The sequence below is a fragment of the Massilia sp. X63 genome, from assembly GCF_041023745.1.
GTDB lineage: Bacteria > Pseudomonadota > Gammaproteobacteria > Burkholderiales > Burkholderiaceae_D > Telluria.
This window is the reverse complement of record NZ_JBFTEF010000004.1, coordinates 146,886-172,489: the sequence shown is the minus strand read 5'-3', so window position 1 is coordinate 172,489 and position 25,604 is coordinate 146,886. Positions and strand designations below refer to the sequence as shown.

Here is a 25,604-nt window from a genome sequence, read left to right as displayed (position 1 = left end):
CGCAGGCCGGGGCGCGTCCAGGCCCGCAAGCTGTGTCGGCCCGACAAAGAGGCGCAAAAAATACTCTTATTTATCAATTCCAACATTTCCATCAAGTTCATGTGTGTCGCCCTAGTCCTACAAGCTTATGCGCGAACACCTGATCCCCACTGCCGGGCCGCGCTGCCAACATGGGATATACGCGTTGCCGGCCGTGGTCGGCAGCACTGGGCGGCGCCGCCGCGGCGCGCCATCACTCATCATCGGAGGACGTTCATGTTTGCACATAACAAACGCCTGCAATATACGGTCCGTGTCAGCGAGCCGAACCCGGCCCTTGCCAACCTCATGCTGGAACAGTTCGGCGGCCCGCAGGGCGAGCTGGCCGCAGCGATGCGCTACTTCACCCAGGCCGTATCGGAAGACGATCCGGGCCGCAAGGACATGCTGTTCGACATCGCGACCGAGGAGCTGAGCCACCTCGAGGTGATCGGACACATCGTCGCGATGCTGAACAAGGGCGCCAAGGGCCGCCTGGCCGAGGCCGTCGATAGCGAAGCCGACATGTTCAAGGCCATCACCGGCCCGGGCAACGACAGCCACATCACCCAGGTCCTGTACGGCGGCGGCACCCCACTGGTCAATTCGGCCGGCGTGCCCTGGACCGCGGCGTATATCGATTCGATCACCGAGCCGACCGCCGACCTGCGCTCCAACATTGCCGCCGAGGCGCGCGCCAAGATCGTCTACGAGCGCCTGATCGCGCTGACCGACGACCCGGGCGTGAAAGAGGCGCTCGGCTTCCTCATGACGCGCGAAGTGGCGCACCAGAAGTCTTTCGAGAAGGCGCTGTACGCCATCGAGCCGAACTTCCCTCCGGGCAAAACGCCAGCCGATCCGCGCTTCGCCAGCGTCTACTACAATATGTCGCAAGGTCCGGGCGAGATGCGCGGCCCCTGGAACCAGGGCGCCGACTGGGACTTCGTCACCGACCGCGAGAAGCAGATGGCGGTGGACGGCGGGTCGGGCGAGGCCGAGGTGGCGCTGCCGAGCGGCGACATCGACGTGCTCAAGCAGATGGCGATGCGCACCATGTCCGACCCGATGTCCTCGCCGCGCACCGGCGCCGAACTCGGGATGAGCATGCAGTCGGCCGGCGGCGGCACCATGGCCGGGCAAACCGGCAGCGCCATGGGTAGCGCCGAACTGGGCTCGAAAGGCGGGCAGCTCGACGACACCGGCATGAGCAAGCCGCGGGACAAGGGCACTGCCAAGGGCATGAAGGCAATGAAGAAATAAGCACGCCGCTATGGACGCGGCCGGCTCCGGCCGGGCGCGTCCATGCGGCATCCATTCGGGCATTGCATGGACACACATTCCGACAAAACGCATGTCAACCGGCTGCTCGCGGTCCGGGCCCTGCTGCGCGCGCTGACTTTCCGCCACGTGGTCGGCATCCTCATCTGCAGTGTCGGCTGCATCCTCCTGCTGGGCAGCCTGGCCGAGCAGGTCATGAACGCGGATCCCAAGATGCATCGCGCGCTGCTGGGCGGCGCCACCGCCGCGGCCGCGACCGCGCTGGGCACCTTGCCGGTCCTGTTCGCACAGAATTTTTCTAAGCGTACCTACGACTGCTTCCTCGGATTCGGCGCCGGCGTGATGCTCGGCGCCACCGCTTTTTCGCTCGTGATCCCGGCGATTGCCGCGGCCCAGGCGGCCGGCTCGGGCAACTGGGAAGCCAGCCTGATGGCCGGCGCGGGCATCATGGCGGGGGCGGGCGCCATCCTGCTGCTGGGCCGCGCGGTCCGGTCCGAACAGATCCTGGCCGAGGGCGACGCCGGCATTTCGCTGCGGCGCGCCTGGCTGTTCGTGTGGGCGGTGGCCCTGCACAACCTGCCCGAAGGGATGGCGATCGGGGTTGGGTACGCCGGCATCGACATCGACAAGGCGAATGCGCTGGCCACCGGGATCTCGATCCAGGACGTGCCGGAAGGCCTGGTGGTGGCGCTGGCGCTGCGCACGGTCGGCTATGGCCGCCTGACCGCGGTCGGGCTGGGCATCGCATCCGGCCTGATCGAGCCGGTGGCAGCGGCCTTCGGCGTCGCCCTGATCGGGATCGCGGCGGGCCTGCTGCCGTTCGCGCTGGCCGCGGCCGGCGGGGCGATGCTGTTCGTGATCGCCAACGACGTCATACCGGAGTCGCGCCAGAACGGCAACGGCACCTTCGCCAGCATCGCCCTGGTGTTCGGCTTCATCCTGATGACGGTGCTCGATACCGCACTGGCCTAGCATCAGCCGTAGCGGGCGGGGAGGAGGCGGGCCTGGCGGTTCAGGTCGACGACGACGCCATCGTCGCCGCCCACGATCAGGAGGGTGGGCGCCACCACTGCCGCCAGTGCATCGAGCCCGGCCAGGTCGGGGCGGACGCCGCGCGAGACCAGCGCGGCAATGCCGGAGCCGTCGCGCGCTACCAGCTGCAGCGCGGCCGCGGCACCGGTGCTGGCGCCGAACAGGCCGAGGGCCAGGGGCGCGGTCAGCGGTCCGGTGCCCAGCCAGGAGGCGGCCATGGCCAGCCTGTCGGTGAGCAGGCCGATGTCGAAGCGTCGTGCCGCGCTACGGTCTTCGTCCGGGCCGAGCAGGTCGAGCAAGAGGGTGGCGATGCCGGCCTCGCGCAGGCGCGCCGCCACCGCATTGTTGCGCGGACTGTGCCGGCTGCTGCCGCTGCCGTGGGCGAACAGCACCACGCCGAGCGGGCTCGCGGGCAATTCGAGCATGCCCTCCAGGACCGCTGCGCCGGCATCGATCTTCACCAGGTCCCTGCGTGTCATGACTACTCCTTGAATCAATGTCTCTTGGACTCCGGAGACCCAGGAAGATTCAGCGAGCAAGGCGAGCTTGACAGTAAAAATATGATGGACGTAATATGACTGTCATCATATTTCTTGGAGTCAGCATGAGCACCTCGGCCAAGTCCAGCAAGCGCGAGCAATCCCATCACCGGATCGTCGAGGTCGCCAGTCGCGCCGTGCGGCGCCATGGCTATGCCGGCGTCGGGGTGGCCGAGGTGATGAAGGAGGCGGGGTTGACGCACGGCGGCTTCTACGCCCACTTTGCGTCGCGCGACGCGCTGCTGGTCGAGGCCATCGAGCATGCCGGCGCGATCAGCAGTGCGGTGCTGGACCAGCGGATCGCCGAGCGCACCCGCGATACCGGCAATGCGCTGCAGGCCTTGATCGAGCTGTACCTGTCAGACGAACACCTGGTCGACCTCGAGGCGGGTTGCGTGGTCGGCGCACTCGCCGGCGAGATGCCGCGCCAGGAAGAAGCGGTGCGCGCCGCCTCGGCCCAGCGCGTCGACCGCCTGGTGCGCCGGGTTGCCTCCAGCCTGCCCGAGGGCGCCGATCCGGCCTGGGCTGGAGTGATCGCCGGCGCGCTGGTGGGTAACCTGCAGATGGCGCGCATCCATGGCGACAATGCGTTAGGCCGGGCGGCGCTGGCCGCCGCCCGGCAAACCCTGGTCTCCTTGTTCGCCGCGCCGCGCGCTACCTGATAAATGGCTCGTGCATTTCCGGGCGGTCCGCCTGAGCATATGATCGTCATCATATGATGAGGATCATATGATGACGATCATATGGCATCATTCGGAATTGACGGCCGGCCGGGCAAAAAAACACCCCGGGCGCTGGGCGCTGCGGGGTGTTGTCGAGGCGCGGCGGGCCGCGCACTGCCTGGATGGATCAGTCGCGGATCTCCAGCGCCCGGTTCAGGCTCAGCGCCGCCAGCGAGCCGACCGCGCCCGACAGCAGGTAGAGGCTGACGTAGCCAAGGCCGAAGTGCGCCGACAGGCCGAGTGCGACCAGCGGAGCAAAGGCTGCGCCCACCAGCCAGGCCAGGTCCGAGGTCAGGGCCGCGCCGGTGTAGCGGTACTGCTGCTTGAAGTTGGCGGTCACGGCGCCGGCGGCCTGGCCGTACGACAGCCCCAGCAGGGTGAAGCCGACCAGGATGAAGGTGTTCTGGCCGGTTTCGCCGCCATCCATCAGGCTCGGCACCGCTAGCGAGAACAGGCCGATCAGCACCGCCAGGGTGCCCAGGGTGGTGCGGCGGCCGACTTTGTCGGCGATCAGGCCCGAGGCCAGGATGCCCAGCGCGGCCAGGCCGGCGCCCCACATCTGGATGCCCAGGAATTCGCCCACCGGACGGGTATCGTAGAGCTGGATCCAGGACAGCGGGAACACGGTCACCAGGTGGAACAGGGCGTAGCTGGCCAGGGCGGCGAGGGCGCCGATGGCGATGTTGCTGCCCTGCGATTTCACCAGCTCGCCGACCGGGGCCGGATCGAGTTCATGGGCGTCCAGCAGGCGCGAGTACTCGCTGGTCGAGACCAGGCGCAGGCGGGCGAACAGGGCCACGACGTTGATGGTGAAGGCGCAGAAGAACGGATAGCGCCAGCCCCACACCAGGAAATCATCCTGGCTTAGGTTGTTCATCAGGAAGGCGAACAGGCCGGCCGCGATCAGGAAGCCGAGCGGCGCCGCGAGCTGGCCCAGCATGGCATACCAGCCGCGCTTGTTCTCGGGCGCACTCAGGGCCAGCAGCGAGGGCAGGCCGTCCCAGGAACCGCCCTGGGCAATGCCCTGGCCGATGCGCATCAGCGACAGGATGATGATCGAGGCCATGCCGATCCGCCCATAGGTGGGCAGGAAGGAAATCACGACCGTGCAGGTGCCCATCAGGAGCAGCGCGATGGTGAGCTTGAATTCGCGGCTGAACCGGGTTTGTATCCACATGAAGATCACCGTGCCGAGCGGGCGCGCGATGAATGCGAACGAAAAGATCGTAAATGAGTATAGTGTCGCTTCAAGCCGGTCGGCCCACGGGAAAAAGACCGCAGGGAACACCAGTACCGAAGCGATTGCGTAGACGAAGAATTCGAAATATTCCGAAGCGCGGCCAATGACCACGCCGACGGCTATTTCTCCCGGGTGGATTTCGCCGTCCCGGGCGTTGATGTTGCGAGCCCCGCTGGTCGGGTGGGTGATGGGAGCGGCACCTGCGCCGCCGTACGTCGTCGTGCTTTGCATATCTTCGTCTCCTTGGGGGTCAGCCCGGCCTGCGACAGCCCGAACGTATCACCCTGTTTTCATTGTTATTGCAGCATTGCCGCAGTTTCAATATAGCAAGGGTGGGACAAAGTGTCCAATGGTTGCCGTAGGCCGTTGGCGTTACAGTAGCATGTTCTTATTCCCATGTAACGTTAGATACCTAGCATGATTCCTAAAATTGTCCGCCGCGGACTCCCATTACTCCCGCTTGCGCTGCTTTCCGGCTGCAATACGGTCGTGATGAATCCCACCGGCGATATTGCAAAACAGCAGGCAGACCTGATCACCATCTCGGTCCTGCTCATGTTGATCATCATCGTCCCGGTGATGATCCTGACGGTCCTGTTCGCGTGGCGCTATCGCAAGAACGCCAACGCGAAGTACGAACCCGATTGGGACCACTCGACCAAGCTCGAGCTCGTGATCTGGGGCGCGCCGCTCCTGATCATCATCGTGCTTGGCCTGATCACCTGGGTCTCGACCCACAAGCTGGATCCTTACCGCCCGCTCGACCGCATCGATGCGCAGCGCCCGATCCCGGCCTCGACCAAGCCGCTCGAGGTGCAGGTCGTGGCCCTCGACTGGAAGTGGCTGTTCATCTATCCGGAGCAGGGCATCGCGTCGGTGAACGAACTGGTCACCCCGGTGGACGTACCGATCCGCTTCAAGATCACGTCGTCGACCGTGATGAACACTTTCTACATCCCGACGCTGGCCGGCATGATCTACGCGATGCCGGGCATGGAGACGACCCTGAACGCCGTGCTGAACAAGCCGGGCGACTACAAGGGCCTGTCCGCCAACTTCAGCGGCGAAGGCTTCTCGCACATGCATTTCGCCTACAAGGGCGTGAGCACCGGCGAATTCGATGCCTGGGTCCAGAAGATGAAGACCAATCCGGGCGTGCTGAACCGCGCCGACTACCTGAGCCTGGAAAAGCCGTCCGTGCGTGAACCGGTGCGCTACTACGGCCAGGTCGAGCCGGCCCTGTTCAACCGTGTCCTGAACCGTTGCGTGGCCGAAGGCGCCGTCTGCATGAACCAGCAGATGGCCGACGACCACAAGCGCAACCAGGTCGCCGCCGCGATCCGCCAGCTGCCGAAGGGCGCGAACGTGGCGCAGGTGGCCAACGCGGAGGTGTGCGAGACCCCGGAAGCGCAGGCTGCGGCTGGCGCAACCAATAACATTCCTGTGAAGAAGTAATCATGCAAGACTCTCTCGACTTGACGAAGCTTATCTTCGGTCGGCTCAGCTGGGACGCGATTCCGTTCCACGAGCCGATCCTGCTAGCGACCTTCGCCGGCGTGATCGTGGGTGGCCTGGCCCTGATGGCCTTGATCACCTACTTCCGCCAGTGGGGCAACTTGTGGAACAACTGGTTCACCAGTATCGACCACAAGAAAATCGGCATCATGTACATGATCCTCGGCCTGATCATGTTCCTGCGCGGCTTCGCCGACGCCCTCATGATGCGTGCGCAACAGGCGTTCGCCTTCGGCTCCAACCATGGCTTCCTGCCGCCGGACCACTACGACCAGATCTTCACCGCTCACGGCGTGATCATGATCTTCTTCGTGGCGATGCCGTTCGTGACGGGCCTGATGAACTACGTCGTGCCGCTGCAGATCGGCGCACGCGACGTGGCCTTCCCGTTCCTGAACAACTTCTCGTTCTGGATGACCACGATGGGCGCCGTGCTGGTCATGGCCTCGCTGTTCGTGGGTGAATTCGCACGTACCGGCTGGCTTGCCTATCCGCCGCTGTCGGGCATCCTGGCAAGTCCGGGCGTCGGCGTCGACTACTACATCTGGTCGCTGCAGATCGCGGGCGTCGGCACCTTGCTGTCCGGCGTCAACCTGATCGTCACCATCGTCAAGATGCGCGCGCCGGGCATGGGCCTGATGAAGATGCCTGTCTTCGTCTGGACCTCGCTGTGCACCAACATCCTGATCGTGATCACCTTCCCGATCCTGACCGCCGTGCTGGCCATGCTGGGCATGGACCGCCTGTTCGACACCGCGTTCTTCACCAACGACCGTGGCGGCAACGCGATGATGTACGTGAACCTGATCTGGATCTGGGGCCACCCGGAGGTGTACATCCTGATCCTGCCGGCCTTCGGCATCTTCTCGGAAGTCGTCTCGACCTTCTGCGGCAAGCGCCTGTTCGGCTACACCTCGATGGTGTACGCGACCTGCGTCATCATGGTCCTGTCCTACCTGGTCTGGCTGCACCACTTCTTCACCATGGGCAGCGGCGCGAGCGTCAACTCGTTCTTCGGCATCACCACGATGATCATCTCGATCCCGACCGGGGCGAAGATCTTCAACTGGCTGTTCACCATGTACCGCGGCCGGATCCGCTTCGAACTGCCGATGATGTGGACCGTGTCCTTCATGCTGACCTTCGTCATCGGCGGCATGACCGGCGTGATGCTGGCCATCCCGGCGGCCGACTTCGTGCTGCACAACTCGCTGTTCCTGATCGCGCACTTCCACAACGTTATCATCGGCGGCGTGGTGTTCGGCCTGTTCGCCGGCTTCAACTACTGGGCGCCGAAGATGTTCGGCGTGAAGCTGAACCAGTTCTGGGGCAAGGTTTCGTTCTGGCTGTGGTCGATCGGCTTCTGGGTCGCCTTCACCCCGCCGTACATCCTGGGCTTCATGGGCTATACCCGCCGCATGAGCCACTTCGAAGATCATTCGGTGCAATGGCTGTTCCAGATCTCGCTGGTCGGCACCCTGATGATCGCCGGCGGTATCGCCGCCCTGGTGCTGCAGATCTTCTTCACCTGGAAAGACCGCGCCAAGCTGCGCGACGTCACCGGCGACCCGTGGGACGGCCGTACGCTGGAGTGGGCGACCTCGTCGCCGCCGCCTGACTATAACTTCGCCTTCACCCCGGTGGTGCACGACAACGACACCTTCGCCGACATGAAGAAGAACGGTTACCAGCGTCCGCTGAAGGACTTCGTGGCGATCCACATGCCCAAGAACACCTGGGCCGGCTTCGGTATCTCGGCACTGTCGGCCGTGGTGGGCTTCGGCATCATCTGGCACATGTGGCTGCTGGTTGGCCTGGGCTTCGTCGCCATGATGGCCGCGATCATCGTCCACACGTTTAACTACAAGCGCGATTTCTACATCCCGGCGGAAGAAGTGGCCCGCACCGAAGAAGCGCATACCCGTCTGCTGAAGAGCTACGTCTGAAACAATATGGCAAATAATGCAACCATTCCCGGCGGCCTGACCGCCGACGAGGTGACCGCGCGCTACCTGGTGCGCGAACACCACCCGGAGCACGGCACCTTGCTCGGCTTCTGGATCTACCTGATGAGCGACTGCCTCATCTTCGCGTCCCTGTTCGCCACCTATGCGGTGCTGGGCCGTAACTACGCCGGCGGTCCGACCGGCGCCGAGCTGTTCGACCTGACGCTGATCGCCATTAACACCGGCTTCCTGCTGCTGTCGTCGATCACCTTCGGCTTCGCGATGATCGCCGCCCAGGCCAAGAAGCTGGGCGCGACCCTGCTGTGGATGGGCGTCACCGGCCTGCTGGGCGCGGCCTTCCTGTCGCTGGAACTGTACGAGTTCTACCACCTGATCCATGAAGGTGCGGGCCCGCAGCGCAGCGGCTTCCTGACCGCGTTCTTCGCGCTGGTCGGTACCCACGGCCTGCACGTGTTCTTCGGCGCGATCTGGCTGGTGACCCTGATGGTGCAGCTGAAGAAGCACGGCTTGACCATGGAGAACTTCCGTCGCCTGCAGTGCCTGTCGCTGTTCTGGCACTTCCTGGACGTCGTCTGGATCGGCGTGTTTACCTTTGTCTACCTGATGGGAGTGCTGCCATGAGCGACCACATCCACCACCACGAGCACGACCACGACGGTCATACCAGCTTCGTCACGCACTACGCGATGAAGGATTACGCGATCGGCTTCGTGCTGTCGCTGATCCTGACCGCGATCCCGTTCTGGCTGGTCATGGGCCACGTGCTGCCGCCGGAGACGACCAAGTACGTGATCATGGGCTTCGCCGCCGTCCAGTTCGTCGTGCAGATGATGTACTTCCTGCACATGAACTCGAAGTCGGAAGGCGGCTGGAACATGATGGCGCTGATCCTGACCGTGGTCCTCCTGGTCATCGTGCTGGCCGGTTCGATCTGGGTCATGACGCACATGAACGCCAACATGATGCCTTCCATGGGTGGCGCAAGCGACACCACCCATGGCATGCACGACATGCAGTAAGTAATGCAGGACGGCCGCGACCAGCACCCGGGACCCGTCTCCCATCCGCCCCGCAGCGCCCTGGCGCGCCGGGTGGTGGGGGTGGCGGCCCTGCTGCTGGCCGTGCTGTTCCTGGGTCTGGGCACCTGGCAGGTGGTTCGCCTGCAGTGGAAGCTGGACCTGATCGCACGCGTCGACGCACGCGTGCACGCTGCCCCGGTCGCGCCGCCTCCCGCGGCGCGCTGGGCGCAGGTGAGCAAAGAATCCGACGAATACCGGCGCGTACGCCTTGCCGGGCACTACCTCTACGAATTCACCACCCCGGTCCAGGCGGTTTCCGAACTGGGCGCGGGCTTCTGGCTGCTGACGCCGCTGTGCACGGCCGACGGCCATATCGTCTTCATCAACCGCGGCTTCGTTCCGGCCGCCGACAACAAACCCGGTACCTACCCGGGCCGCCGTGCCGGCGCGCAGCCGTGCGCGGGGCAGGGCGAGCAGGTGGAGCAGGTGACGGTTAGCGGCCTGCTGCGCATCAGCGAGCCGGGCGGCGGCTTCCTGCGCGAAAACGACCCGGCCACCAACCGCTGGTACTCGCGCGACGTGGCGGCGCTGGCCGCCGCCCGCGGCCTGGCCGGCACCGCGCCGGACGGCGCGCCCGTCGTGGCGCCGTTCTTCGTCGATGCCGGTAAAGACCAGGACCCGCAGGGCGCCCCCGAGCGCCCCGTCGGCGGCCTGACCGTGGTTTCCTTCGTCAACAATCACCTCGTCTATGCCCTGACCTGGTATGCGCTGGCCCTGATGGTCGGCGCTGCCTGGTGGTGGATCAGCCGTCACGGCGCTACAATGCGCGACGATGACTGATATTACCGCCCGGGCATGATCCAGAACCCCCTCGATTTCTTCGCCAAGGCGGGCCGCAGCTCGCCCCAGGCGGCCGCCGCGAGCGTCGAATTCGCCGCCGGCCACAAGAACATGCTGCAGCTGATCGAGCTGCGCTGGATCGCCGTGATCGGCCAGGTCACCACCATCGCCTCGGCCATCCTGATCTTCGGCATCGAGCTGCCGCTGCTGCCGATGCTGCAGGTCCTGGCCTGCCTGATCGCCTTCAACGTCGCCAGCCACCTGCGCTGGCACGAGCGGCGCCCGGTGTCCAACACCGAAATGTTCATGGCCCTGCTGGTGGACGTCGCCAGCCTGACCGTGCTGCTCTACCTGTCGGGCGGCATCACCAATCCCTTCTCCTTCCTGTACCTGCTGCAGGTGATCCTGTCGGCGGTGCTGCTCGAGGCGCTCTGGACCTGGACCATCGTCCTGATCACCATCGGCTGCATGGCCGGCCTGGCGATGTACGCCCAGCCGCTGGCGCTGCCTTTCGACCATGCGCGCGGCATCGCCAGCCTCTACATCCAGGGCCTGCTGGTGTGCTTCGCCCTGAACGCGGCGCTACTGGTGATGTTCATCTCGCGTATTTCCGATACCCTGCGCGACAAGGCGGCCCAGCTGGCCTCGCTGCGCCAGCATGCGGCCGAGGAAGAGCACATCGTCCGCATGGGCCTGCTGGCCTCGGGCGCCGCCCACGAACTGGGCACGCCGCTGGCCACCGTCTCGGTGATCCTGGGCGACTGGAAGCGCATGCCCCAGTTCCGCAACGATCCCGGCCTGCTGGAAGAACTCACCGAGATGCAGACCCAGCTCCAGCGCTGCAAGTCGATCGTCAGCGGCATCCTGCTGTCGGCCGGCGAGGCGCGCGGCGAGTCGGCCGTGCGCACCACGGTGCGCAACTTCCTCGACGGCGTGGTCGAGGGCTGGCGTGGCAGCCGGCAAGTGCCCGCCTTCCAGTACAATAACCGTATCCTGGAAGACCGCCCGGTTGCATCGGACTCGGCGCTCAAGCAGACCATCGACAACCTGCTCGACAATGCGCTCGAGGCCTCGCCGGAATGGGTCGGACTGGAAGCCTGGATCGCCGACGGGACGCTGTACGTGGCGGTCCTGGATCGCGGCCCCGGCTTCGCGCCGAGCATGCTCGGCCAGATCGGCAAGCCCTACCAGTCCACCAAGGCCAAGCCGGGGCGCGGCCTGGGCCTGTTCCTGGCCGTGAACGTGGTGCGCAAGCTGGGCGGTTCGGTGAACGCGGTGAACCGGGAAGACGGTGGAGCGCAGGTGAGCCTGAGCCTGCCGCTGTCGAGCATCGAACTGGAAGAGGAAGGCATTGACGGAAAACACTGAGCGCTTGCTGCTCATCATCGAAGACGACGAGGCCTTTGCGCGCACCCTGAGCCGCTCGTTCGAGCGCCGCGGCTACCGCGTGCTGGTCGCGCCGGGTCACGAGGAAGCGGCCGCGCTGCTGCCCGCACACTCGCCGGGCTATGCGGTGGTCGACCTGAAACTCAAGGGCAACAGCTCGGGGCTGGCCTGCGTGCAGCTGCTGCACGAACACGACCCGGACATGCTGATCGTCGTGCTGACCGGCTTCGCCAGCATCGCCACCGCGGTGGAGGCGATCAAGCTGGGCGCGGTCCAGTACCTGGCCAAGCCCTCGAACACCGACGACATCGAGGCCGCCTTCGGACACGTGGCCGGCAACGCCGAGGTCGAGGTCACCAACCGCTCGACCTCGATCAAGACGCTCGAGTGGGAGCGCATCCATGCCGTGCTGGCCGAGACCGACTTTAACATCTCGGAAGCGGCGCGCCGCCTCGGGCTGCACCGGCGCACGCTGGCGCGCAAGCTCGAGAAGCAGCGGGTGAAGTAGGGGAGCGGCATGCGCATCCTGTCGTCCAGCCTGATCCTCCTGTTCCTGGCCGGGGCCCAGATGGCCCAGGCTGCCCGGGCCGCCGAGCCGGCCGACCAGCTGGCGGCCGGGCGCAAGGCCTTCCAGCGCTGCGCCAACTGCCACCAGGTCGGTCCCGGCGCGCGCAGCAACTTCGGCCCCCAGCTCAACGGCATCGTCGGCCGCCGCGCCGGATCGGCGCCCGATTTCGATTATTCTCCCGCCATGCGCAAGGCCGGCTTCGTCTGGGACGAGCGGCGCCTGGCCGCCTTCGTGCGCGATCCCGATGCGGTCGTGCCCGGAACCAGGATGCGCTTCTGGGGCTTCATGAGCGAGCGCCAGGTGCGCGACCTGATCCTGTATCTGCGTTCGGCGCCGGCCGCAACGCCGCCCGCGCGGCAACGATGATCGGCAGGGTCGTCGCGCTGGCGCTGCGCGCCCCGGACAGCGCGGCGCCCTCGCGCGTGGAGGCGCTCACCGCTCTGGTCGGCCTGGGCCTCGAGGGCGACCGCCATCGCGACCGTCATTCGCCGCGCCAGGTGCTGCTGGCGAGCAGCGCCGCCTACGATGCGCTCGGGCTTCCGCCCCTGGTCCTGCGCGAAAACCTGCTGCTCGACCTCGATACCGCTGCTTTCGACTCCGGCACGCTGCTGCGGGTCGGGCGCGAGGTCGTCTTGCGGCTGAGCTTCCAGTGCGAAGCCTGCGGCGCGCTCGACCTGCAGCGGCCCGGACTTGCGCGCGCCATTGGCAGCCGGCGCGGCATGCTGGCCCGGGTCCAGGCCGGCGGCATGATCCGCGCGGGCGATCCGGTCAGATTGCTGGACGAGCGCATGCCGGCCCTTGCCGCCGATTGGCGCGAGCGCGTCGAACAGGTACTGGCGGCGCTGCCGCCGGGGATGGTGGTGGAATACGGCCAGCTTGCGCGCCTTGCCGGCATCCAGTCGAGCTACTGCCGCGCGTTCCCGCGCCTGCTGGCGGCGCGCGGCCTGGGCGGCAAGGCCGTCCCGGCGCGCTCGGCGTGCCAGTCGCCGCGCTGGAGCGGAGACGGACTCTATGCTTGAGCGGCCGCGCCGCCCGGCTAGCCCGGCTGCGTGTCGGTTTTTTGCTCCAGCCACAGGATGGCCTGCGCCATGTCGCTATAGAAGACCCGGTACGTGCCTTCGCCAAACTGTCCGAACGCGATGCGCGCTAGGTAGGCGATGCGCGTATTCGGCACCAGGATGGCGCGGCGTAGCGGGATCGGGCCGATCTGCTCCCACGCGTCCTGGTCCATCCTGTCTTGCAGCAGGGCCATGTCGACCGTCGGGTCTTCCAGTTCGAGCGCGTCGTACAAGACCTTGACCTGACGCGTTTCCTTGACCAGTTCGAACACGCGCTGCTGGCATTCCTTCAAAACCCGCTCGTCGCATCGTCCACGCAGGCGCGCCAGGACGATTTCGCCGACCGGCTCCACCCAAAGTTGCTGCTGATTCATCTGGAATTTCCACTATCCTGTCTGGAGTCCGATAGCTTAGCAGAGGCGCATCCTCAGCGTGATCGGAACAAACGGGCGTGAACCTGCGCCGCCCGGGACGAAGGGCGTTCAGGCGCCCAGCTTGCTGAGCGCAAAGGCCGCCAGGAAGCCCGACACCGTGATCAAGCCCGCGAAGTCGTGGGTTTGTTCGAAAGCCTCGGGGATCATGGTATCGACGATCATGGCCAGCACCGCTCCGGCCGCGACGGCGGTGGTGGCGGCGACGATTTGCGGCGGAAAGTGGCGGAACACCGCGTAGCCGAGCAGGGCGGCGATGCCCGAAACCAGCGCGATGCCGCCCCAGATTCCGAAGATGGCGGCGCGCGAGCGCCCGGCGCGCTTCATGCCGGCGGCGCTGGACAGGCCTTCCGGGAAGTTCGACAGGAAGATCGCGGCAACCGCCACCATGCCGACGCCGCGGCCGCCGAGCAGGGACAGGCCGATCACGATCGACTCCGGGATGCCGTCGAGCAGGGCGCCGAGGGCGATCGCCGTGCCGCTGCCGTCGCCCTGCTTGACGGCAGGCTGGCAGCCGGAGCGCTTACGGTGGCGTGCGCCGCGCTGCGACAGCCAGCGGTTGGCAAAGGTGTAGACCCCGGCGCCGCTCAGGAAGCCGATGGCGGTCGAGGCAAAGCCGCCGGTGTGGAAGGCATGCTCCATCAGCTCGAAGGAGAGGGCCGAGATCAGCACGCCGCTGCCGAAGGCCATGATGGCGGCGATCATGCGTTGCGGCACCCTGAGCCAGTAGCCGGCCGCCGCGCCAAGCAGCAGTGCGCTGCCCGCCACCAGTCCCCAGAATCCCGCCTGCAGCCACACCGGTATGCCCGCCATCGACGCCTCCTCCTTTTGGCTGCCTCGATCATAAGCACAAGCCTGCTTCCATGAGGCACAATTGCGTTACATCCAAGCCAGGATCAGAAAAGCACGCCGCATGGACAGTATCCGCCTCTCGACCGCATCCGACACCGCCGCGCTGGCGGCGATCTGGCGCGCCAGCGTGCGCGCGACCCACGATTTTCTTTCGGAACCGCACTTCCGCGAGCTCGACTTCCTGGTGTCCGAGCGTTACCTGCCGGCCGCCGGCGTGTGGGTCGCGTTCGACGCCGACGGCAGCCCTTGCGGCTTCATGGGCCTGAGCGGGGCCCACGTCGATGCGCTGTTCATCGACCCGGCCAGGCGCGGCCAGGGCGTGGGGCGGCGCCTGCTGGCCCATGCGGCGGCCCTTGCCGGCGTCCTGAGCGTCGACGTCAACGAACAGAACCGGCAGGCGGTGGACTTCTATCGCCACATGGGCTTTAATGTGACCGGCCGTTCGCCGCGCGACGACGCCGGCCGGCCGTACCCGCTGCTGCATATGCGCCAGGCATGAAGATGGCGGCTGCCCCAAGCCTTGTATGCATAAGTACATTTGAACAAATTGGGTTGCCTTCGGAATATTTTTAGTCCATCATAGCTGTGTGGCTCCTGCCTGCAGCGGCGGGCGCCCGATCAGCGATGAGGCGGTTGAGTCCGTTTCTTTTCGTCCCCCGCATCGTGCCGGGGGACTTTTTTCGGTGCCGCGGCCCTGCCTGCCGCGGCTGGCGCGACAGCGCGCCTGCCGGCCCACCGCCAGGCTGAAGCCCCGTTTCCGCTTGCGCGACCCACCGGAGGAAACTTGAACGAACTGTTCCCACCGGCGATTCCGCCTTCACGAATCGTCAATCCGTGCCCGCCATCCGGCGCTGTTGTTCGCGCCGCCGCCGGCGTGCTCGCCGTGTGCGCCACCCTGGCTGCGCCGGTCCAGGCCGCGCCCGGCAAATCCGGCAAGACCGGTGTCCCGGCCGCCGCCGATTTCGCATCGCTGAGCGGCGCGCGTGCCGGCAGCTGCAGCACGCCGCTCGACGGCATCCTCGGCGCCATGGGCGCGCCGACCCTGCGCCATTGCGCCTGGAGCCAGCACGTCGAGATGCTGTACTGGGACACCGTCCCGCAAACGCCGAACACCTGCCTGCCGACGCCCGCCATCGCCTGGCACCGCCTGGGCGCCGGCGCACGCACGGTGCTACGCCCATGGAGCAGCAGCTGGAGCGGTCAATCGCTGCAGGCCCAGCACAACGGCGTGGAACAGGCCGGCATGGTCTGGCGCCAGCCCGATGGCCGCTGGTCGGCCGTACTGTGGCGCTGGCGCCCGTCCGACCGCATCCCCACCCGCGCCTGGCAGGCCGGCCACTGGCAGGACGTGCTCAAGGCGGTTCACGCCGTCGATGCCGCCAATCCGGCGCCGCGGCGCACACCGCTGGTGGCGGCCTGGCTGGACGCCACCAACGGCAAGCCGCGTTCGCTGGACGGCGACAACTCGGTCTGGGTCAGCGAAGGAAGCTGCCTGGGCATGCGCAGCGCCGGACTGGGCCAGGCCCAGCTGCACCTGCAATATTCGCGCGACGATGCCCGCCTGGAGCAGCGCAGCGCGATGCAGGTGATGCTGGCGCGCCGTTTCCCGGCCGCCGAGTGGCTGCGCACCTTCACCCTGGTCGAACCCGCCATCTCGGGCGACCGCACCGGCGCCAAGTTCCTGGCCGTCTGGAAGGAGGGCAGTGTGGTGCAGGGACAGCTGTGGATCCCGCTGCGCGACCAGGGCGGCATCGTGCGCGCCCGTGTGAGCAGCGAACTGCCGCCCGCCGAGGGCGCGCACGCGCAGGAGCTCGCCAGAACACGCGCCGGCCTGATCGAACGCGAGCTCACCAGGCTCGCCCACGCCTGGGAGGCCCGCCATGAATGAGGAATTGATGACGCCCTTGTGGCTGTTCTCGCCCCTGGCCGTGCTCGGCGCCGGGCTGATGCTGGCACTGGTGCTGGGCATGCTGCTGCAGCGCTGGCGCGTGCCCAAGCTGTACGGGGCGGTGATCGCCGGCCTGCTGCTGGGCGCGACCGGCGGCAACCTGATCGATCGGCCGCTGCTGGCCCAGTTCCAGGAACTGCTGAACGCCGCCTCGGCCCTGGTGCTGTTCGAGGTCGGCCGCAAGATGGACCTGGCCTGGCTGCTGCGCAGCGGCCGCCAGGGCGGCAGCCTGCTGCTGGCGACGCTGGCGCGCCTGCTGGCGGTGGCGGTCACCTTGGGCCTGCTCGGCCTGCCCTGGGGCGCCGCGATCTTCATCGCCTCGATCCTGATCGCGGTGAACCCGGTGATCGTGAATTCCATGGTGGCCGACGAAAACGCCAGCGGCACCAGCACCTTCGCCACCGCCAACATGGTCGGCCTGAGCAGCCTGGTGGCGCTCCTGATGCTGGCCGTGACCATGGCCTGGACCCGCAGCCAGGGACTGGACGCCACCGGCAGCTTCGGCCAGGAACTGCTGCGCCAGGGCGGCAAGCTGGTGCTGGGCGCGGCGATCGCGCTGCTGTCCTATGGCCTGTACGCCGCGGCCACCCGGCTGTGCAAGGTGCCGGCCACGATGCGGCCAGGCATGCTGCTGGCCGCGCTGCTGATCGACCTGGGCCTGTGCTCGGTGACGGCGTCGAGCGCGCTGCTGTCGCTGCTGCTGATGGGCCTTCTGCTGCGCAACGCGGAGCGGCGCGACAACGTGTTCCAGGCCCAGCTCAAGACCGCCCAGGACATCGGCTACGTGCTGCTGTTCCTGATGTCGGCGGCACTGGTCGACCTGGGACAACTGGCCCAGGGCTGGACCGTGCTGGGGGCGCTGGCGGTGTTCGCGGTGCGCATCGTCGCCACCCGCGTGGCCCTGATGCCGGGCACGGCCTGGGACCGCAACAAGAAGCACGCCATGGCCTTGTCGATGTGCTCGCTGGTCAGCTACGGCGGACTGGTGGTCGACACCACGCTCAACGCCTACACCGGCCTGGACGCGACGTCCACCGAATTGATGGGCGCGCTGCTGGCCCTGAACGTGCTGCTGGCGCCCGGCCTGACCTGGCTCGGCCTGCGCATGGCGGGCGAGACCTATCGCCAGGGAGCGTCCCATGAAGAACGCAGCCTGAACAACAAAGAGGAGGTGAACGCATGAGCGCAGCCCAGAACGACGCGGAAGCGGCCCGCCTGGCCGACGCCCAGGCCCAGGCGCAGGCCCTGGCTAGCTCCGGCAAGGGCCCGGCCTTCCTGCCCGACTTCAAGTCCTCGACCGTCGGCACCATGGGCATCGAGCTGGAACTGATGGTGCTGGACCGCCTCACCTACGACCTGTTCCCGGCCGCGCCCGACATCCTGCGCGTGCTCGACAAGCACGACAAGCCCTGGGTGCACACGCCCGAGATCACCACCTCGATGCTGGAAGTCGCCACCTCGATCCTGTCTTCCTTCGGCGAGGCCAAGGAGCAGCTCGAGCATATCCGCAGCACTGTCCAGCGCGCCGCCTTCGAGGTCGGGGCTTCGGTCTCGGGCGGCGGCGCCCATCCGTTCCAGCGCTGGAACGAGCAGCGCATTTTCCCGAAGGCGCGCTACTTCGAGTCCGAGCGCAGGTACGGCTACCTGGCGAAGCTGTTCACGGTGTTCGGCATGCACGTGCACATCGGCGCCGGCAGCGCCGACGAAGCGGTGCGCCTGTGCGCCTGGCTGACCCAGCGCGCGCCGCTGTTCATCGCGCTGTCGAGCAATTCGGTGTGCTGGCAGGGCGAGGTCTCGGGCTTTTGCAGCTCGCGCAGCAACGTGGTCGGCGCCTTCCCGATGAGTGGGATCCAGCCGCACGAGTTCCGCAGCTGGCAGGACTTCCGCGACTATTTCGACCGCCTGGCCGGTTTCGGCATCGTCAACAGCATCAAGGATTTCTACTGGGACGTGCGGCCCAAGCCGGAGTACGGCACCATCGAACTGCGGGTGCTGGATACGCCCCTGAAACCGGTATATGCGGCCGCGCTGGCCTGCTATGCGCGCGAGCTGTGCCTGGAATTCGCCGACCAGCCGGGGGCCTGGCCGTCCAACGGCAGCCGCGAGCTCTACACCTGGAACCGCTTCAACGCCGCCCGCGACGGCGTCGAGGCCAGCTGGATCGACCCGGAAACCGGGGGCGCGCGGCCGGTGGCCGAGGTCATCCGCGCCGACCTGGAGCGCCTGGCCCGGCGCTCGCTCGACCCCGGTTTCGGCCAGGCCTGTGCGGTGATCGAAGACTTGATGAAGGAGGGCGGCCAGGCCGGCCTGCTGCGCCGCCACCTGGCGGCGGGCGGCGGCATGAACGACCTGGCCCGCTTCGCCAGCGAGATCTTCGAGGCCGGCGCCTAGTTGCGCGCGCCCGTCTGTCCGGGCTGCGCAGCAACATGGGGCGACAGGGGCGACAGGGGGATCAGGCCTGCTGCGCCTGCAACTGCTGGGACAGCGGCAGTTGCCCCGCCTCTTCGTCCACGTCCAGCCGGGCGATCAGGCGTCCGAGATTGTCTTCGAGCTGCGCCAGGGTGGCGGGATCGAGGCTGGCCAGTGCATCCGGCAGCACGCCGGCGAAGGGCATCGGCGCCCGTTCCAGTATGGCAAGCCCGGCCGGCTGCACCTGCAGCGCGACGGTGCGCCGATCCGCGCCCTCGCGGCTGCCGGTGACGTAGCCGCGCTCGACCAGGCCGCGCACCAGGTTGCTGGCGGTGGACTGGTGGATGTCGAGTTCGCGCGCCAGTCCGGTGGCGCCGATTCCCGGGTTGCGCTCGATGACCGACAGTGCCCATAGCTGGGCGCCGCCGACCCCGGCTTCGCGCTCGACCTGGCGGAAGTGGGACTTGACGGCGTTGAAGACGATACGGAACTGCCGCAGCACGCGCATTGGCTGCTCGTTCTCGGGGATCTGGGCTGGATTTTCTGGCATGGCGCGATCATAGCGGAAATTCGCCTTGTCAGTACTGGCGATGCGCTGCTTGCGCCGCCGAAACATGGTGCGGCATCGGATGGCATGCGCTAGGATAGGCGGCATGAATCGGCTGTTCGCCCATCCGCTGTTCCGGCGGCGGCGCATGCTGTCGCGTGCCGCCGTGGCGACCTTCCTGGCCGGGCTGGCGCTGACGGCGGTATTGTTCGGCGTCGCGCGCTCGCTGGAGGCGGACAGCGCGCGCGCCGATTTCGAGCAGCGCGTGGCCGTGCGCGCGGCCGCGGTTACCCGCGCCTTTGCCGACGCCCTGCACGACCTGCATGCGCTGAACCTGCTGTTCAAGGCCGGCGGCGGCGAGGTCTCGCGCGACGCCTTCGATGCCTTCGCCCAGCCGCTCGCCAGCGGCAACGGCTACCTCGCAGGGCTCGAGTACCATCGCTTCGTCGCCGCTGCCGAGCGCCCGGCCTTCGAAGCCGCACGACGGCGCTTCTGGCCCGACTTCGCCATCCGTGAGCGCGGCCCCGCGGGCGAGCTGGTGCCCGCCGCGGCGCGCCCGCGCTACCTGGTCATCGACTACGTGGTGCCGATCGCGAGCAACGCCGGCGTATTCGGCTTCGACGCCTGGTCACGGCCGGAGCAGCGCGGCTTCACCCAGCGTGCCGTCGACTCCGGCGAGCCGACCGCCAGCCCGGTCCTGCGCCTGGTCCAGGGCGACGGCGCGCTGCGTGGCATGCTGGTGGCGATGCCGGTCTACCGCGCCGGCGCCGATCTCTCGAGCGTGGCTGCGCGGCGCGCGGCGGCGCTGGGCAGCACGGTGCTGGTGATCGACACCGGCCTGCTGGTGGGCGGCAGGCTGCACGCGGCGCACCTGCTGAGCGACGGCGACTATGCGCTGACGCTGTACGGCCATACCGGGTCGGGCCGGCGCGTGGCCGTGTTCGCGCATCCCGGCGCCCCCGCACCGCAGGCGCTCTGGGAGCGCTGGCTGGGCGGCGACCCGGCCGCCATCACGCGCGCCTTCGACGTCGCCGGCACACATTGGGAAATGCGGGCGGTGCGGCTGACGCGCCGGCTCGAGGGCCAGGCCGGCTCGCTCTCGATCCTGGGCTACGGCTGCGTGCTGACGCTGGCCGTGGCCGCCCTGGTGCAGCAGCGCAGCGCGCGGACCCGCCGCATCGAAGCCCTGGTCGAGCGCCGCACCGCCGACCTGGCCATGACCGCCGGCGCGCTGCGCCTGCACCAGCGCGCCATCGAATCGGCCGCCAACCCGATCCTGCTGGTCAGCGCGACCCGGCACGGCTACCCGATCGAATACGCGAATCCGGCCTGCGAACGCACGCTCGGCTATGCCGCCGGCGAACTGGCGGGAGTCCCGCTGGACGGCCTGGCGCGCGCCGGCGACGACGAGCCCGGCCTGGAAGAGCTGCGCCAGGCCTTGCACGAACGCCGCAAGGGCCATGCGCTGGTGCGCCAGGCCACCCGCGACGGCCGCGAGCTGGTCAGCGAAATCTACATTGCCCCGGTCAACAACGCGCGCGGCGAGACCGAGCATTTCGTGGTCACCACCTACGACGTTACCGTGGCCAAGCGCTACGAGGCCGAACTGGCGCACCGGGCGCGCTACGACACGCTCACCGGGTTGGCCAACGCCGCGCTGCTGGCCGACCGCATCGAGCGCGCCATTGCCGGCGCCGGCTCGGCGCCGGTGTGGACGGTCGCGCTCGACATCGACCACTTCAAGCTGGTCAACGACACGCTCGGGCGCCGGCGCGGGGACGAAGCCCTGCGCGCGATCGCGAACCGCATCGCCGGAGCCGTGCGCCAGGCCGACACCGCGGCGCGCACCGGCGGCGACAACTTCGTGCTGGTGCTGCTCGGCTGTGCCGACGAACGCCAGGCCGCGGCCCAGGTGCAGGCGGTGCGCGATGCGATCGCCGAACCGCTGCGCATCGACGAGCACACGCTGGTGTTCGGTTCCAGCGCCGGCGTGGCCGGCTATCCGGTCGACGGTCGCGACCCGGAAACCCTGGTCAAGCACGCCGAGGTGGCGATGTACCGTACCAAGCAGACCGGTCGCAACGCGGTCCAGTTCTATGCGCCGCACATGAATGCGCATGCCAGCGACCGGCTAGCCCTGGAAGGCGCGCTGCGCTGCGCCCTGCGCGACGACCAGTTCGAGCTGTACTTCCAGCCGCAGGTGGAGCTGGTTAGCGGCCGGGTGGTCGGCACCGAGGCCCTGATCCGCTGGCGCCATCCGCAGTTCGGCACCGTCCTGCCGGAACGCTTTATCGCGCTGGCCGAGGAAACCGGCCTGATCGTGCCGATCGGCGCCTGGGTCCTGCGCGCGGCCTGCCGCCAGAACCGCCGCTGGCAGCACGCCGGCCTGGGGCCGCTGCGCATCGGCGTCAACCTGTCGGCGCGCCAGTTTTCCGAACCCGACCTGGTGCAGACCGTGCGCCGGGTGCTCGACGAGACCGGCCTGGCCGCCGATTCGCTCGAGATCGAGCTCACCGAGAGCATGATGATGGCCGACGTCGAGTCGGCGATCGAGACCATGCGCCTCCTGAAGGCGATGGGGGTGAAGCTGTCGATCGACGACTTCGGCACCGGTTATTCCAGCCTGGCCTACCTGAAGCGCTTCCCGGTGGACGTGCTCAAGATCGACCGTTCCTTCGTGCGCGACATCGAGGCCAGCCCGGACGGCGCCGCCATGGTGGACGCCATCATTTCGCTGGCGCACGGCCTGCGCATGCAAGTGATCGCGGAAGGCGTCGAGACCATCGAGCAGCTCGACTACCTGCGCGGCTGCGGCTGCGACGAGGTGCAGGGGCATATCTACGCCCGCCCGGAACCGGTGCACGAGGTCGAGGCCTTGCTGCGCAGGGGCAGGGTGGAGCCGAGCCGGCTGCACGCCTGAAGCGCCGCGTCCGGCGCGCCTGCCCGACGAGCCGGACCGGGGTTGCGGCGCCGGTCGGCTATACTTGTAACACGCCCGAGGCGTGCCCGGCGGCGCGGCGCGCCGGCATTCGCAGCAAGGACCGTGCAGCAAGGACTCCGCAGTAAGGAACAATAGAGTGGACCAGGAAGAAAAGATCGAACCCCAATCCGGATCGGACGACAAGCCGGCAAGCGGTGCGCGCCGCGCCGCTTTCGCGCAACAAGGCCGGCGCCTGTTCGAGGGCGCGCGCGGGCGCGCCGCGGCAGGCTATTCGATGGCGCAGGCGCGCCTGCGCGACCGTCCGCGCATCGAACAGGTCCTGCTCATCGGCCTGTGGACGGCGGCCGCCGGCCTGATGGCCTTCTTCCTCTACCTGGTGATCCTGATCCCGCTCACTCCCGGCATCGACGACCTGCGCCAGGCCAGCACCGCGCGCCCGAGCGTGATCCTGTCCGCCGACGGCAAGGAACTCGGCACCTTCGAAAAGGGCCTGCAGGAACGGGTCAAGCTGTCGCAGATCTCGCCGCACGTGATCAAGGCCCTGATCTCGACCGAAGACCACCGCTTCTACGACCACCATGGCGTCGACTTCCGGCGCGTGGCCGGTGCCCTGGTCGCGACCCTGAAAGGCGACGCCCAGGGCGGCTCGACCATTACCCAGCAGCTGGCGCGCAACATGTTCCCCGAAGAGATCGGCCGGGCGCGCAGCCTGAACCGCAAGATGAAGGAACTGATCACCGCGATCAAGATCGAGAACACCTACAGCAAGACCGAGATCCTCGAGGCCTACCTGAACACGGTGCCCTTCCTGTACAACGCCTACGGCATCGAGATGGCGGCGCGCACCTATTTCGGCAAGCCGGCCGCCAGGCTGGACGTGCTGGAAGCGGCCACCCTGGTGGGCATGCTCAAGGGCACCCATTACTACAACCCGGTGGCCAACCCGGAACGCTCGAAGACGCGCCGCAACGTGGTGCTGTCGCAGATGGCCAAGCACGGCGCATTCAGCGAGGAGCGCTACCGCGCCCTGGCCAAGCGGCCCCTGCGGGTGCGCTTCGCGCGCCTGAACGACCGCAGCGGCAAGGACGACCACTTCACCGCCTACGTGCGCAAGTGGCTGCTCGACTGGGCCGAAGAAAACGACTACGACCTGCAGCTCGACGGCCTGGTGGTGCACACCACCCTCGACCAGGAGCTGCAGGCGGCGGCCGTACGGGCGGTGGAGCGCCAGGCCAACACGCTGCAGGCCATCGCCGACGTCGAATGGGCCTACCAGGGCATGCCGCGCTCGACCTCGAGCGGCATGTACACCTCGATGCGCGACGAGGTCAATCCCTTCGCCTACTATTGGGCATCGCACCCGCGCGAACTGGACGCCTTCGTGCGCGAGAGCGGCGAGTACCGCCGTGCGGTGGAAGACGGCGAAGCCCCGGCCGAGGCCCTGAAGCGCCTGAAGGGCGACCGCGCATTCATGCGCGAGCTGAAGGGCGCCAAGTCGCGCCTGGAAGCAGGCTTCGTCGCCATGGATCCGCACACCGGCGAAGTGCGCGCCTGGGTCGGCAGCCGCAGCTTCGAGCGCGACCAGTACGACCACGTGGTCCAGGCCGCACGCCAGCCCGGTTCGACCTTCAAGCCGATCGTCTATGCGGCGGCGCTCGAGAGCGGCATTCCGCCCGACCAGACCTACCGTGATGTGGTGCAGGACATCCGCGTCGGCGGCACGGTCTGGCGCCCGACCGACATGTCGGGGTCAAGCGGCGGCATGATGACGATGCGCGACGGCCTGGTGTACTCGAAGAACACGATTACCGCCCAGGTGATGCAGCAGGTCGGCCTGAATCCGATCGTACGCCTGGCCCAGGGCATGGGCATCCGCCAGAGCAAGCTGTCGGCCGTGCCCTCGCTGGCCCTGGGCACCAGCCCGGTGACCCTGCTCGAAATGGTCAGCACCTACAGCACCATCGCGGCCCAGGGCGACTACCGCAAGCCGGTGTTCGTGCGCCGCATCACCGACCGCGAGGGCAGGACGGTCGCCGACTTCGCGCCGGACGCGCCCGAACGCGCGCTGTCGCAGGAGGCGGCCGTGACCCTGATCGACATGCTGCGCGGGGTGGTCAACCGCGGCACCGGCGGCGGCGTACGCTACCGCTTCGGCGTCTACGGCGACGTGGCCGGCAAGACCGGCACCACCCAGAACAACACCGACGGCTGGTTCATCCTGATGCACCCGAACCTGGTGGCGGGTGCCTGGGTAGGCTTCAACGACAATCGCGTGAGCATGCGCAGCAGCTACTGGGGACAGGGCGGTCACAACGCCCTGCTGCTGGTAGGCGATTTCATGCGCACCGCGCTGGAGAGCGGCAAGCTGGACCCGAATGCGCTGCTGCCGGGCGGCCGCGCGCAGGCGCCGCGCCGTACCGAAGAGCCGGAATACGTCGAGGAAGGCCCGGGCGAACTCGAGCTCGAAGGCGAGATGCCGGCCGAAGAATCCGAAGTGCCCGACCCGGCGCCGATCGAGGACCAGGCCGAGCCCGCCGCGCCGCCGCAACCCTTCCAGCCGGCCCCGGTCCAGACCGCGCCGCCGCCGGCCCAGTTGCCGGACGTGCCGCCACCGCCGCCGCCGCCACCGCCGAGCTCGGGCGAAGAGCAAATCATCTAGCTTTCCCCCTCTGGTCTGGCCAGGCCGGCGCCCGGCTCGCCCCCGGATTTTTCAGCAAGGGGTAGGGATTGAGCGGTCCGCCAAGGCCATACACGCCGTAGTGCAGGTGCGGCGGGGTGCCCTTCGCATTGCCGGTGTTGCCGACGTAGCCCAGTACCCGGCCTGGTTCGACCCGCATGCCCGGCGCCACATCCGAATAGCTGTCGAGGTGGGCATAGTAATGCCGCTGGCCGCCCGGCCCCAGCACCCACACCACCTGGCCGCCCAAGCGGTTGGTCCCTACCCGCAGCACGATGCCTTCGGTGGCCGAGCGCACGGCAGTGCCGCGTTTGGCGAAGATGTCGATGCCTTCGTGCCTGCGTCCTTCGCTGCGGGCCGCATGCCAGGTGTCGCGCAGGGCTGCCGGGCGCACCCCGGCCACCGGCATGGCGAGCGTGGGCGGGGCCGGCATCGCGCTCAGGCGCATCGCATAGACGGCATCGCGCAGCCAGGGGCCGAGCAGCCCCCAGATCGCCAGGACCAGCACCGCCAGCAGCAGGCTGCGCAGGAAAGTTCGCATGGCAGGGCTCCATGTCGTGTCCGATACCGGACAGGTAGGGGCGAAGCCGCCGATTCATAGAGCGCAACCCAGGCAG

At 67.7% G+C, this 25,604-nt stretch carries 24 protein-coding genes; 18 read left to right on the top strand and 6 right to left on the bottom strand.

Features of this window, described 5'->3' with window-relative positions; all coding sequences use genetic code 11:
* Window positions 1-255 precede the first annotated feature (255 nt).
* Window positions 256-1,278 carry a manganese catalase family protein gene (locus AB3347_RS10165; RefSeq protein ID WP_369091674.1) on the top strand — a complete coding sequence of 341 codons (1,023 nt, stop codon included), beginning with the start codon at window positions 256-258 and terminating at the stop codon, window positions 1,276-1,278.
* A 66-nt stretch (window positions 1,279-1,344) separates the two neighbouring features.
* Window positions 1,345-2,268 (top strand): ZIP family metal transporter, encoded by a 924-nt coding sequence (locus AB3347_RS10160; RefSeq protein ID WP_369091673.1) that lies wholly within the window; start codon window positions 1,345-1,347, stop codon window positions 2,266-2,268.
* Window positions 2,269-2,270: 2 nt separating this feature from the next.
* Here AB3347_RS10160 and AB3347_RS10155 read toward each other — a convergent pair whose 3' ends face one another.
* Window positions 2,271-2,807 (bottom strand): dienelactone hydrolase family protein, encoded by a 537-nt coding sequence (locus tag AB3347_RS10155; protein WP_369091672.1) that lies wholly within the window; start codon window positions 2,805-2,807, stop codon window positions 2,271-2,273.
* A 125-nt stretch (window positions 2,808-2,932) separates the two neighbouring features.
* Between AB3347_RS10155 and AB3347_RS10150 the strand changes: the two genes are divergently transcribed.
* Entirely contained in the window at window positions 2,933-3,529 is a 597-nt protein-coding gene (locus AB3347_RS10150) for a TetR/AcrR family transcriptional regulator (RefSeq protein ID WP_369091671.1), read from the top strand.
* A gap of 187 nt (window positions 3,530-3,716) precedes the next feature.
* Here the strand turns inward: AB3347_RS10150 and AB3347_RS10145 are convergent, their stop codons facing one another.
* Complete coding sequence (locus AB3347_RS10145; RefSeq protein WP_369091670.1) at window positions 3,717-5,060, bottom strand: MFS transporter; 1,344 nt, start codon at window positions 5,058-5,060, stop codon at window positions 3,717-3,719.
* 186 nt (window positions 5,061-5,246) lie between these two features.
* Between AB3347_RS10145 and cyoA the strand changes: the two genes are divergently transcribed.
* The 9 genes from cyoA to AB3347_RS10100 are packed head-to-tail and all read left to right on the top strand — an operon-like array spanning window position 5,247 to window position 13,143.
* Complete coding sequence (cyoA, locus tag AB3347_RS10140; protein WP_369091669.1) at window positions 5,247-6,284, top strand: ubiquinol oxidase subunit II; 1,038 nt, start codon at window positions 5,247-5,249, stop codon at window positions 6,282-6,284.
* Window positions 6,285-6,286: 2 nt separating this feature from the next.
* Window positions 6,287-8,290 carry a cytochrome o ubiquinol oxidase subunit I gene (cyoB, locus tag AB3347_RS10135; RefSeq protein WP_369091668.1) on the top strand — a complete coding sequence of 668 codons (2,004 nt, stop codon included), beginning with the start codon at window positions 6,287-6,289 and terminating at the stop codon, window positions 8,288-8,290.
* A gap of 6 nt (window positions 8,291-8,296) precedes the next feature.
* Entirely contained in the window at window positions 8,297-8,932 is a 636-nt protein-coding gene (cyoC, locus tag AB3347_RS10130; protein WP_369091667.1) for a cytochrome o ubiquinol oxidase subunit III, read from the top strand.
* On the top strand, window positions 8,929-9,330 hold the full coding sequence (gene cyoD / locus AB3347_RS10125; RefSeq protein WP_369091666.1) for a cytochrome o ubiquinol oxidase subunit IV: 402 nt from the start codon (window positions 8,929-8,931) through the stop codon (window positions 9,328-9,330). Before cyoC ends, cyoD begins: the two co-directional genes overlap by 4 nt.
* 3 nt (window positions 9,331-9,333) lie before the next feature.
* Entirely contained in the window at window positions 9,334-10,170 is an 837-nt protein-coding gene (locus AB3347_RS10120; RefSeq protein WP_369091665.1) for an SURF1 family protein, read from the top strand.
* 15 nt (window positions 10,171-10,185) lie between these two features.
* Window positions 10,186-11,538, top strand: a complete 1,353-nt coding sequence (locus AB3347_RS10115; RefSeq protein WP_369091664.1) for an ATP-binding protein — start codon at window positions 10,186-10,188, stop codon at window positions 11,536-11,538.
* Complete coding sequence (locus AB3347_RS10110; RefSeq protein ID WP_369091663.1) at window positions 11,522-12,064, top strand: response regulator transcription factor; 543 nt, start codon at window positions 11,522-11,524, stop codon at window positions 12,062-12,064. The genes AB3347_RS10115 and AB3347_RS10110 overlap by 17 nt, the downstream gene beginning before the upstream one ends.
* A 9-nt stretch (window positions 12,065-12,073) precedes the next feature.
* Window positions 12,074-12,490, top strand: coding sequence for a cytochrome c family protein (locus tag AB3347_RS10105; RefSeq protein WP_369091662.1), 417 nt, complete (start codon window positions 12,074-12,076; stop codon window positions 12,488-12,490).
* Window positions 12,487-13,143, top strand: coding sequence for an MOSC domain-containing protein (locus AB3347_RS10100; protein ID WP_369091661.1), 657 nt, complete (start codon window positions 12,487-12,489; stop codon window positions 13,141-13,143). The genes AB3347_RS10105 and AB3347_RS10100 overlap by 4 nt, the downstream gene beginning before the upstream one ends.
* 17 nt (window positions 13,144-13,160) lie before the next feature.
* Here the strand turns inward: AB3347_RS10100 and AB3347_RS10095 are convergent, their stop codons facing one another.
* Both AB3347_RS10095 and AB3347_RS10090 read right to left on the bottom strand, forming a co-directional pair.
* The gene (locus AB3347_RS10095; protein ID WP_369091660.1) at window positions 13,161-13,556 is read right to left on the bottom strand and encodes a hypothetical protein; all 396 of its coding nucleotides are present in this window, start codon (window positions 13,554-13,556) and stop codon (window positions 13,161-13,163) included.
* A 108-nt stretch (window positions 13,557-13,664) separates the two neighbouring features.
* On the bottom strand, window positions 13,665-14,426 hold the full coding sequence (locus tag AB3347_RS10090) for a ZIP family metal transporter (RefSeq protein ID WP_369091659.1): 762 nt from the start codon (window positions 14,424-14,426) through the stop codon (window positions 13,665-13,667).
* Between the two features lie 100 nt (window positions 14,427-14,526).
* Between AB3347_RS10090 and AB3347_RS10085 the strand changes: the two genes are divergently transcribed.
* The 4 genes from AB3347_RS10085 to AB3347_RS10070 all read left to right on the top strand — a co-directional run bounded on the left by AB3347_RS10085 (window position 14,527) and on the right by AB3347_RS10070 (window position 18,804).
* Complete coding sequence (locus tag AB3347_RS10085) at window positions 14,527-14,964, top strand: acetyltransferase (protein WP_369091658.1); 438 nt, start codon at window positions 14,527-14,529, stop codon at window positions 14,962-14,964.
* Between the two features lie 285 nt (window positions 14,965-15,249).
* Window positions 15,250-16,353, top strand: coding sequence for a hypothetical protein (locus AB3347_RS10080; RefSeq protein WP_369091657.1), 1,104 nt, complete (start codon window positions 15,250-15,252; stop codon window positions 16,351-16,353).
* Window positions 16,346-17,596, top strand: coding sequence for a cation:proton antiporter (locus tag AB3347_RS10075; RefSeq protein ID WP_369091656.1), 1,251 nt, complete (start codon window positions 16,346-16,348; stop codon window positions 17,594-17,596). Before AB3347_RS10080 ends, AB3347_RS10075 begins: the two co-directional genes overlap by 8 nt.
* Window positions 17,593-18,804 carry a YbdK family carboxylate-amine ligase gene (locus AB3347_RS10070; protein ID WP_369091655.1) on the top strand — a complete coding sequence of 404 codons (1,212 nt, stop codon included), beginning with the start codon at window positions 17,593-17,595 and terminating at the stop codon, window positions 18,802-18,804. Before AB3347_RS10075 ends, AB3347_RS10070 begins: the two co-directional genes overlap by 4 nt.
* 61 nt (window positions 18,805-18,865) lie before the next feature.
* Here AB3347_RS10070 and AB3347_RS10065 read toward each other — a convergent pair whose 3' ends face one another.
* Window positions 18,866-19,372 (bottom strand): MarR family winged helix-turn-helix transcriptional regulator, encoded by a 507-nt coding sequence (locus AB3347_RS10065; RefSeq protein ID WP_369091654.1) that lies wholly within the window; start codon window positions 19,370-19,372, stop codon window positions 18,866-18,868.
* Between the two features lie 103 nt (window positions 19,373-19,475).
* Between AB3347_RS10065 and AB3347_RS10060 the strand changes: the two genes are divergently transcribed.
* Together AB3347_RS10060 and AB3347_RS10055 are read left to right on the top strand one after the other, a co-directional pair.
* Window positions 19,476-22,289 carry an EAL domain-containing protein gene (locus AB3347_RS10060; RefSeq protein WP_369091653.1) on the top strand — a complete coding sequence of 938 codons (2,814 nt, stop codon included), beginning with the start codon at window positions 19,476-19,478 and terminating at the stop codon, window positions 22,287-22,289.
* 157 nt (window positions 22,290-22,446) lie between these two features.
* Window positions 22,447-24,969, top strand: coding sequence for a penicillin-binding protein 1A (locus AB3347_RS10055; RefSeq protein ID WP_369091652.1), 2,523 nt, complete (start codon window positions 22,447-22,449; stop codon window positions 24,967-24,969).
* Here AB3347_RS10055 and AB3347_RS10050 read toward each other — a convergent pair.
* Window positions 24,962-25,528, bottom strand: a complete 567-nt coding sequence (locus AB3347_RS10050) for a M23 family metallopeptidase (RefSeq protein WP_369091651.1) — start codon at window positions 25,526-25,528, stop codon at window positions 24,962-24,964. The genes AB3347_RS10055 and AB3347_RS10050 overlap by 8 nt on opposite strands.
* Window positions 25,529-25,604 lie beyond the last annotated feature (76 nt).

What these genes read in the sequence shown, in the direction of transcription:
- AB3347_RS10165 (WP_369091674.1), top strand. Translation starts at nt 256, where the DNA reads ATGTTTGCACATAACAAACGCCTGCAATATACGGTCCGTGTCAGCGAG.
- AB3347_RS10160 (WP_369091673.1), top strand. Translation starts at nt 1,345, where the DNA reads ATGGACACACATTCCGACAAAACGCATGTCAACCGGCTGCTCGCGGTC.
- AB3347_RS10155 (WP_369091672.1), bottom strand. Translation starts at nt 2,807, where the DNA reads ATGACACGCAGGGACCTGGTGAAGATCGATGCCGGCGCAGCGGTCCTG.
- AB3347_RS10150 (WP_369091671.1), top strand. Translation starts at nt 2,933, where the DNA reads ATGAGCACCTCGGCCAAGTCCAGCAAGCGCGAGCAATCCCATCACCGG.
- AB3347_RS10145 (WP_369091670.1), bottom strand. Translation starts at nt 5,060, where the DNA reads ATGCAAAGCACGACGACGTACGGCGGCGCAGGTGCCGCTCCCATCACC.
- cyoA (WP_369091669.1), top strand. Translation starts at nt 5,247, where the DNA reads ATGATTCCTAAAATTGTCCGCCGCGGACTCCCATTACTCCCGCTTGCG.
- cyoB (WP_369091668.1), top strand. Translation starts at nt 6,287, where the DNA reads ATGCAAGACTCTCTCGACTTGACGAAGCTTATCTTCGGTCGGCTCAGC.
- cyoC (WP_369091667.1), top strand. Translation starts at nt 8,297, where the DNA reads ATGGCAAATAATGCAACCATTCCCGGCGGCCTGACCGCCGACGAGGTG.
- cyoD (WP_369091666.1), top strand. Translation starts at nt 8,929, where the DNA reads ATGAGCGACCACATCCACCACCACGAGCACGACCACGACGGTCATACC.
- AB3347_RS10120 (WP_369091665.1), top strand. Translation starts at nt 9,334, where the DNA reads ATGCAGGACGGCCGCGACCAGCACCCGGGACCCGTCTCCCATCCGCCC.
- AB3347_RS10115 (WP_369091664.1), top strand. Translation starts at nt 10,186, where the DNA reads ATGATCCAGAACCCCCTCGATTTCTTCGCCAAGGCGGGCCGCAGCTCG.
- AB3347_RS10105 (WP_369091662.1), top strand. Translation starts at nt 12,074, where the DNA reads ATGCGCATCCTGTCGTCCAGCCTGATCCTCCTGTTCCTGGCCGGGGCC.
- AB3347_RS10100 (WP_369091661.1), top strand. Translation starts at nt 12,487, where the DNA reads ATGATCGGCAGGGTCGTCGCGCTGGCGCTGCGCGCCCCGGACAGCGCG.
- AB3347_RS10095 (WP_369091660.1), bottom strand. Translation starts at nt 13,556, where the DNA reads ATGAATCAGCAGCAACTTTGGGTGGAGCCGGTCGGCGAAATCGTCCTG.
- AB3347_RS10090 (WP_369091659.1), bottom strand. Translation starts at nt 14,426, where the DNA reads ATGGCGGGCATACCGGTGTGGCTGCAGGCGGGATTCTGGGGACTGGTG.
- AB3347_RS10085 (WP_369091658.1), top strand. Translation starts at nt 14,527, where the DNA reads ATGGACAGTATCCGCCTCTCGACCGCATCCGACACCGCCGCGCTGGCG.
- AB3347_RS10075 (WP_369091656.1), top strand. Translation starts at nt 16,346, where the DNA reads ATGAATGAGGAATTGATGACGCCCTTGTGGCTGTTCTCGCCCCTGGCC.
- AB3347_RS10070 (WP_369091655.1), top strand. Translation starts at nt 17,593, where the DNA reads ATGAGCGCAGCCCAGAACGACGCGGAAGCGGCCCGCCTGGCCGACGCC.
- AB3347_RS10065 (WP_369091654.1), bottom strand. Translation starts at nt 19,372, where the DNA reads ATGCCAGAAAATCCAGCCCAGATCCCCGAGAACGAGCAGCCAATGCGC.
- AB3347_RS10060 (WP_369091653.1), top strand. Translation starts at nt 19,476, where the DNA reads ATGAATCGGCTGTTCGCCCATCCGCTGTTCCGGCGGCGGCGCATGCTG.
- AB3347_RS10050 (WP_369091651.1), bottom strand. Translation starts at nt 25,528, where the DNA reads ATGCGAACTTTCCTGCGCAGCCTGCTGCTGGCGGTGCTGGTCCTGGCG.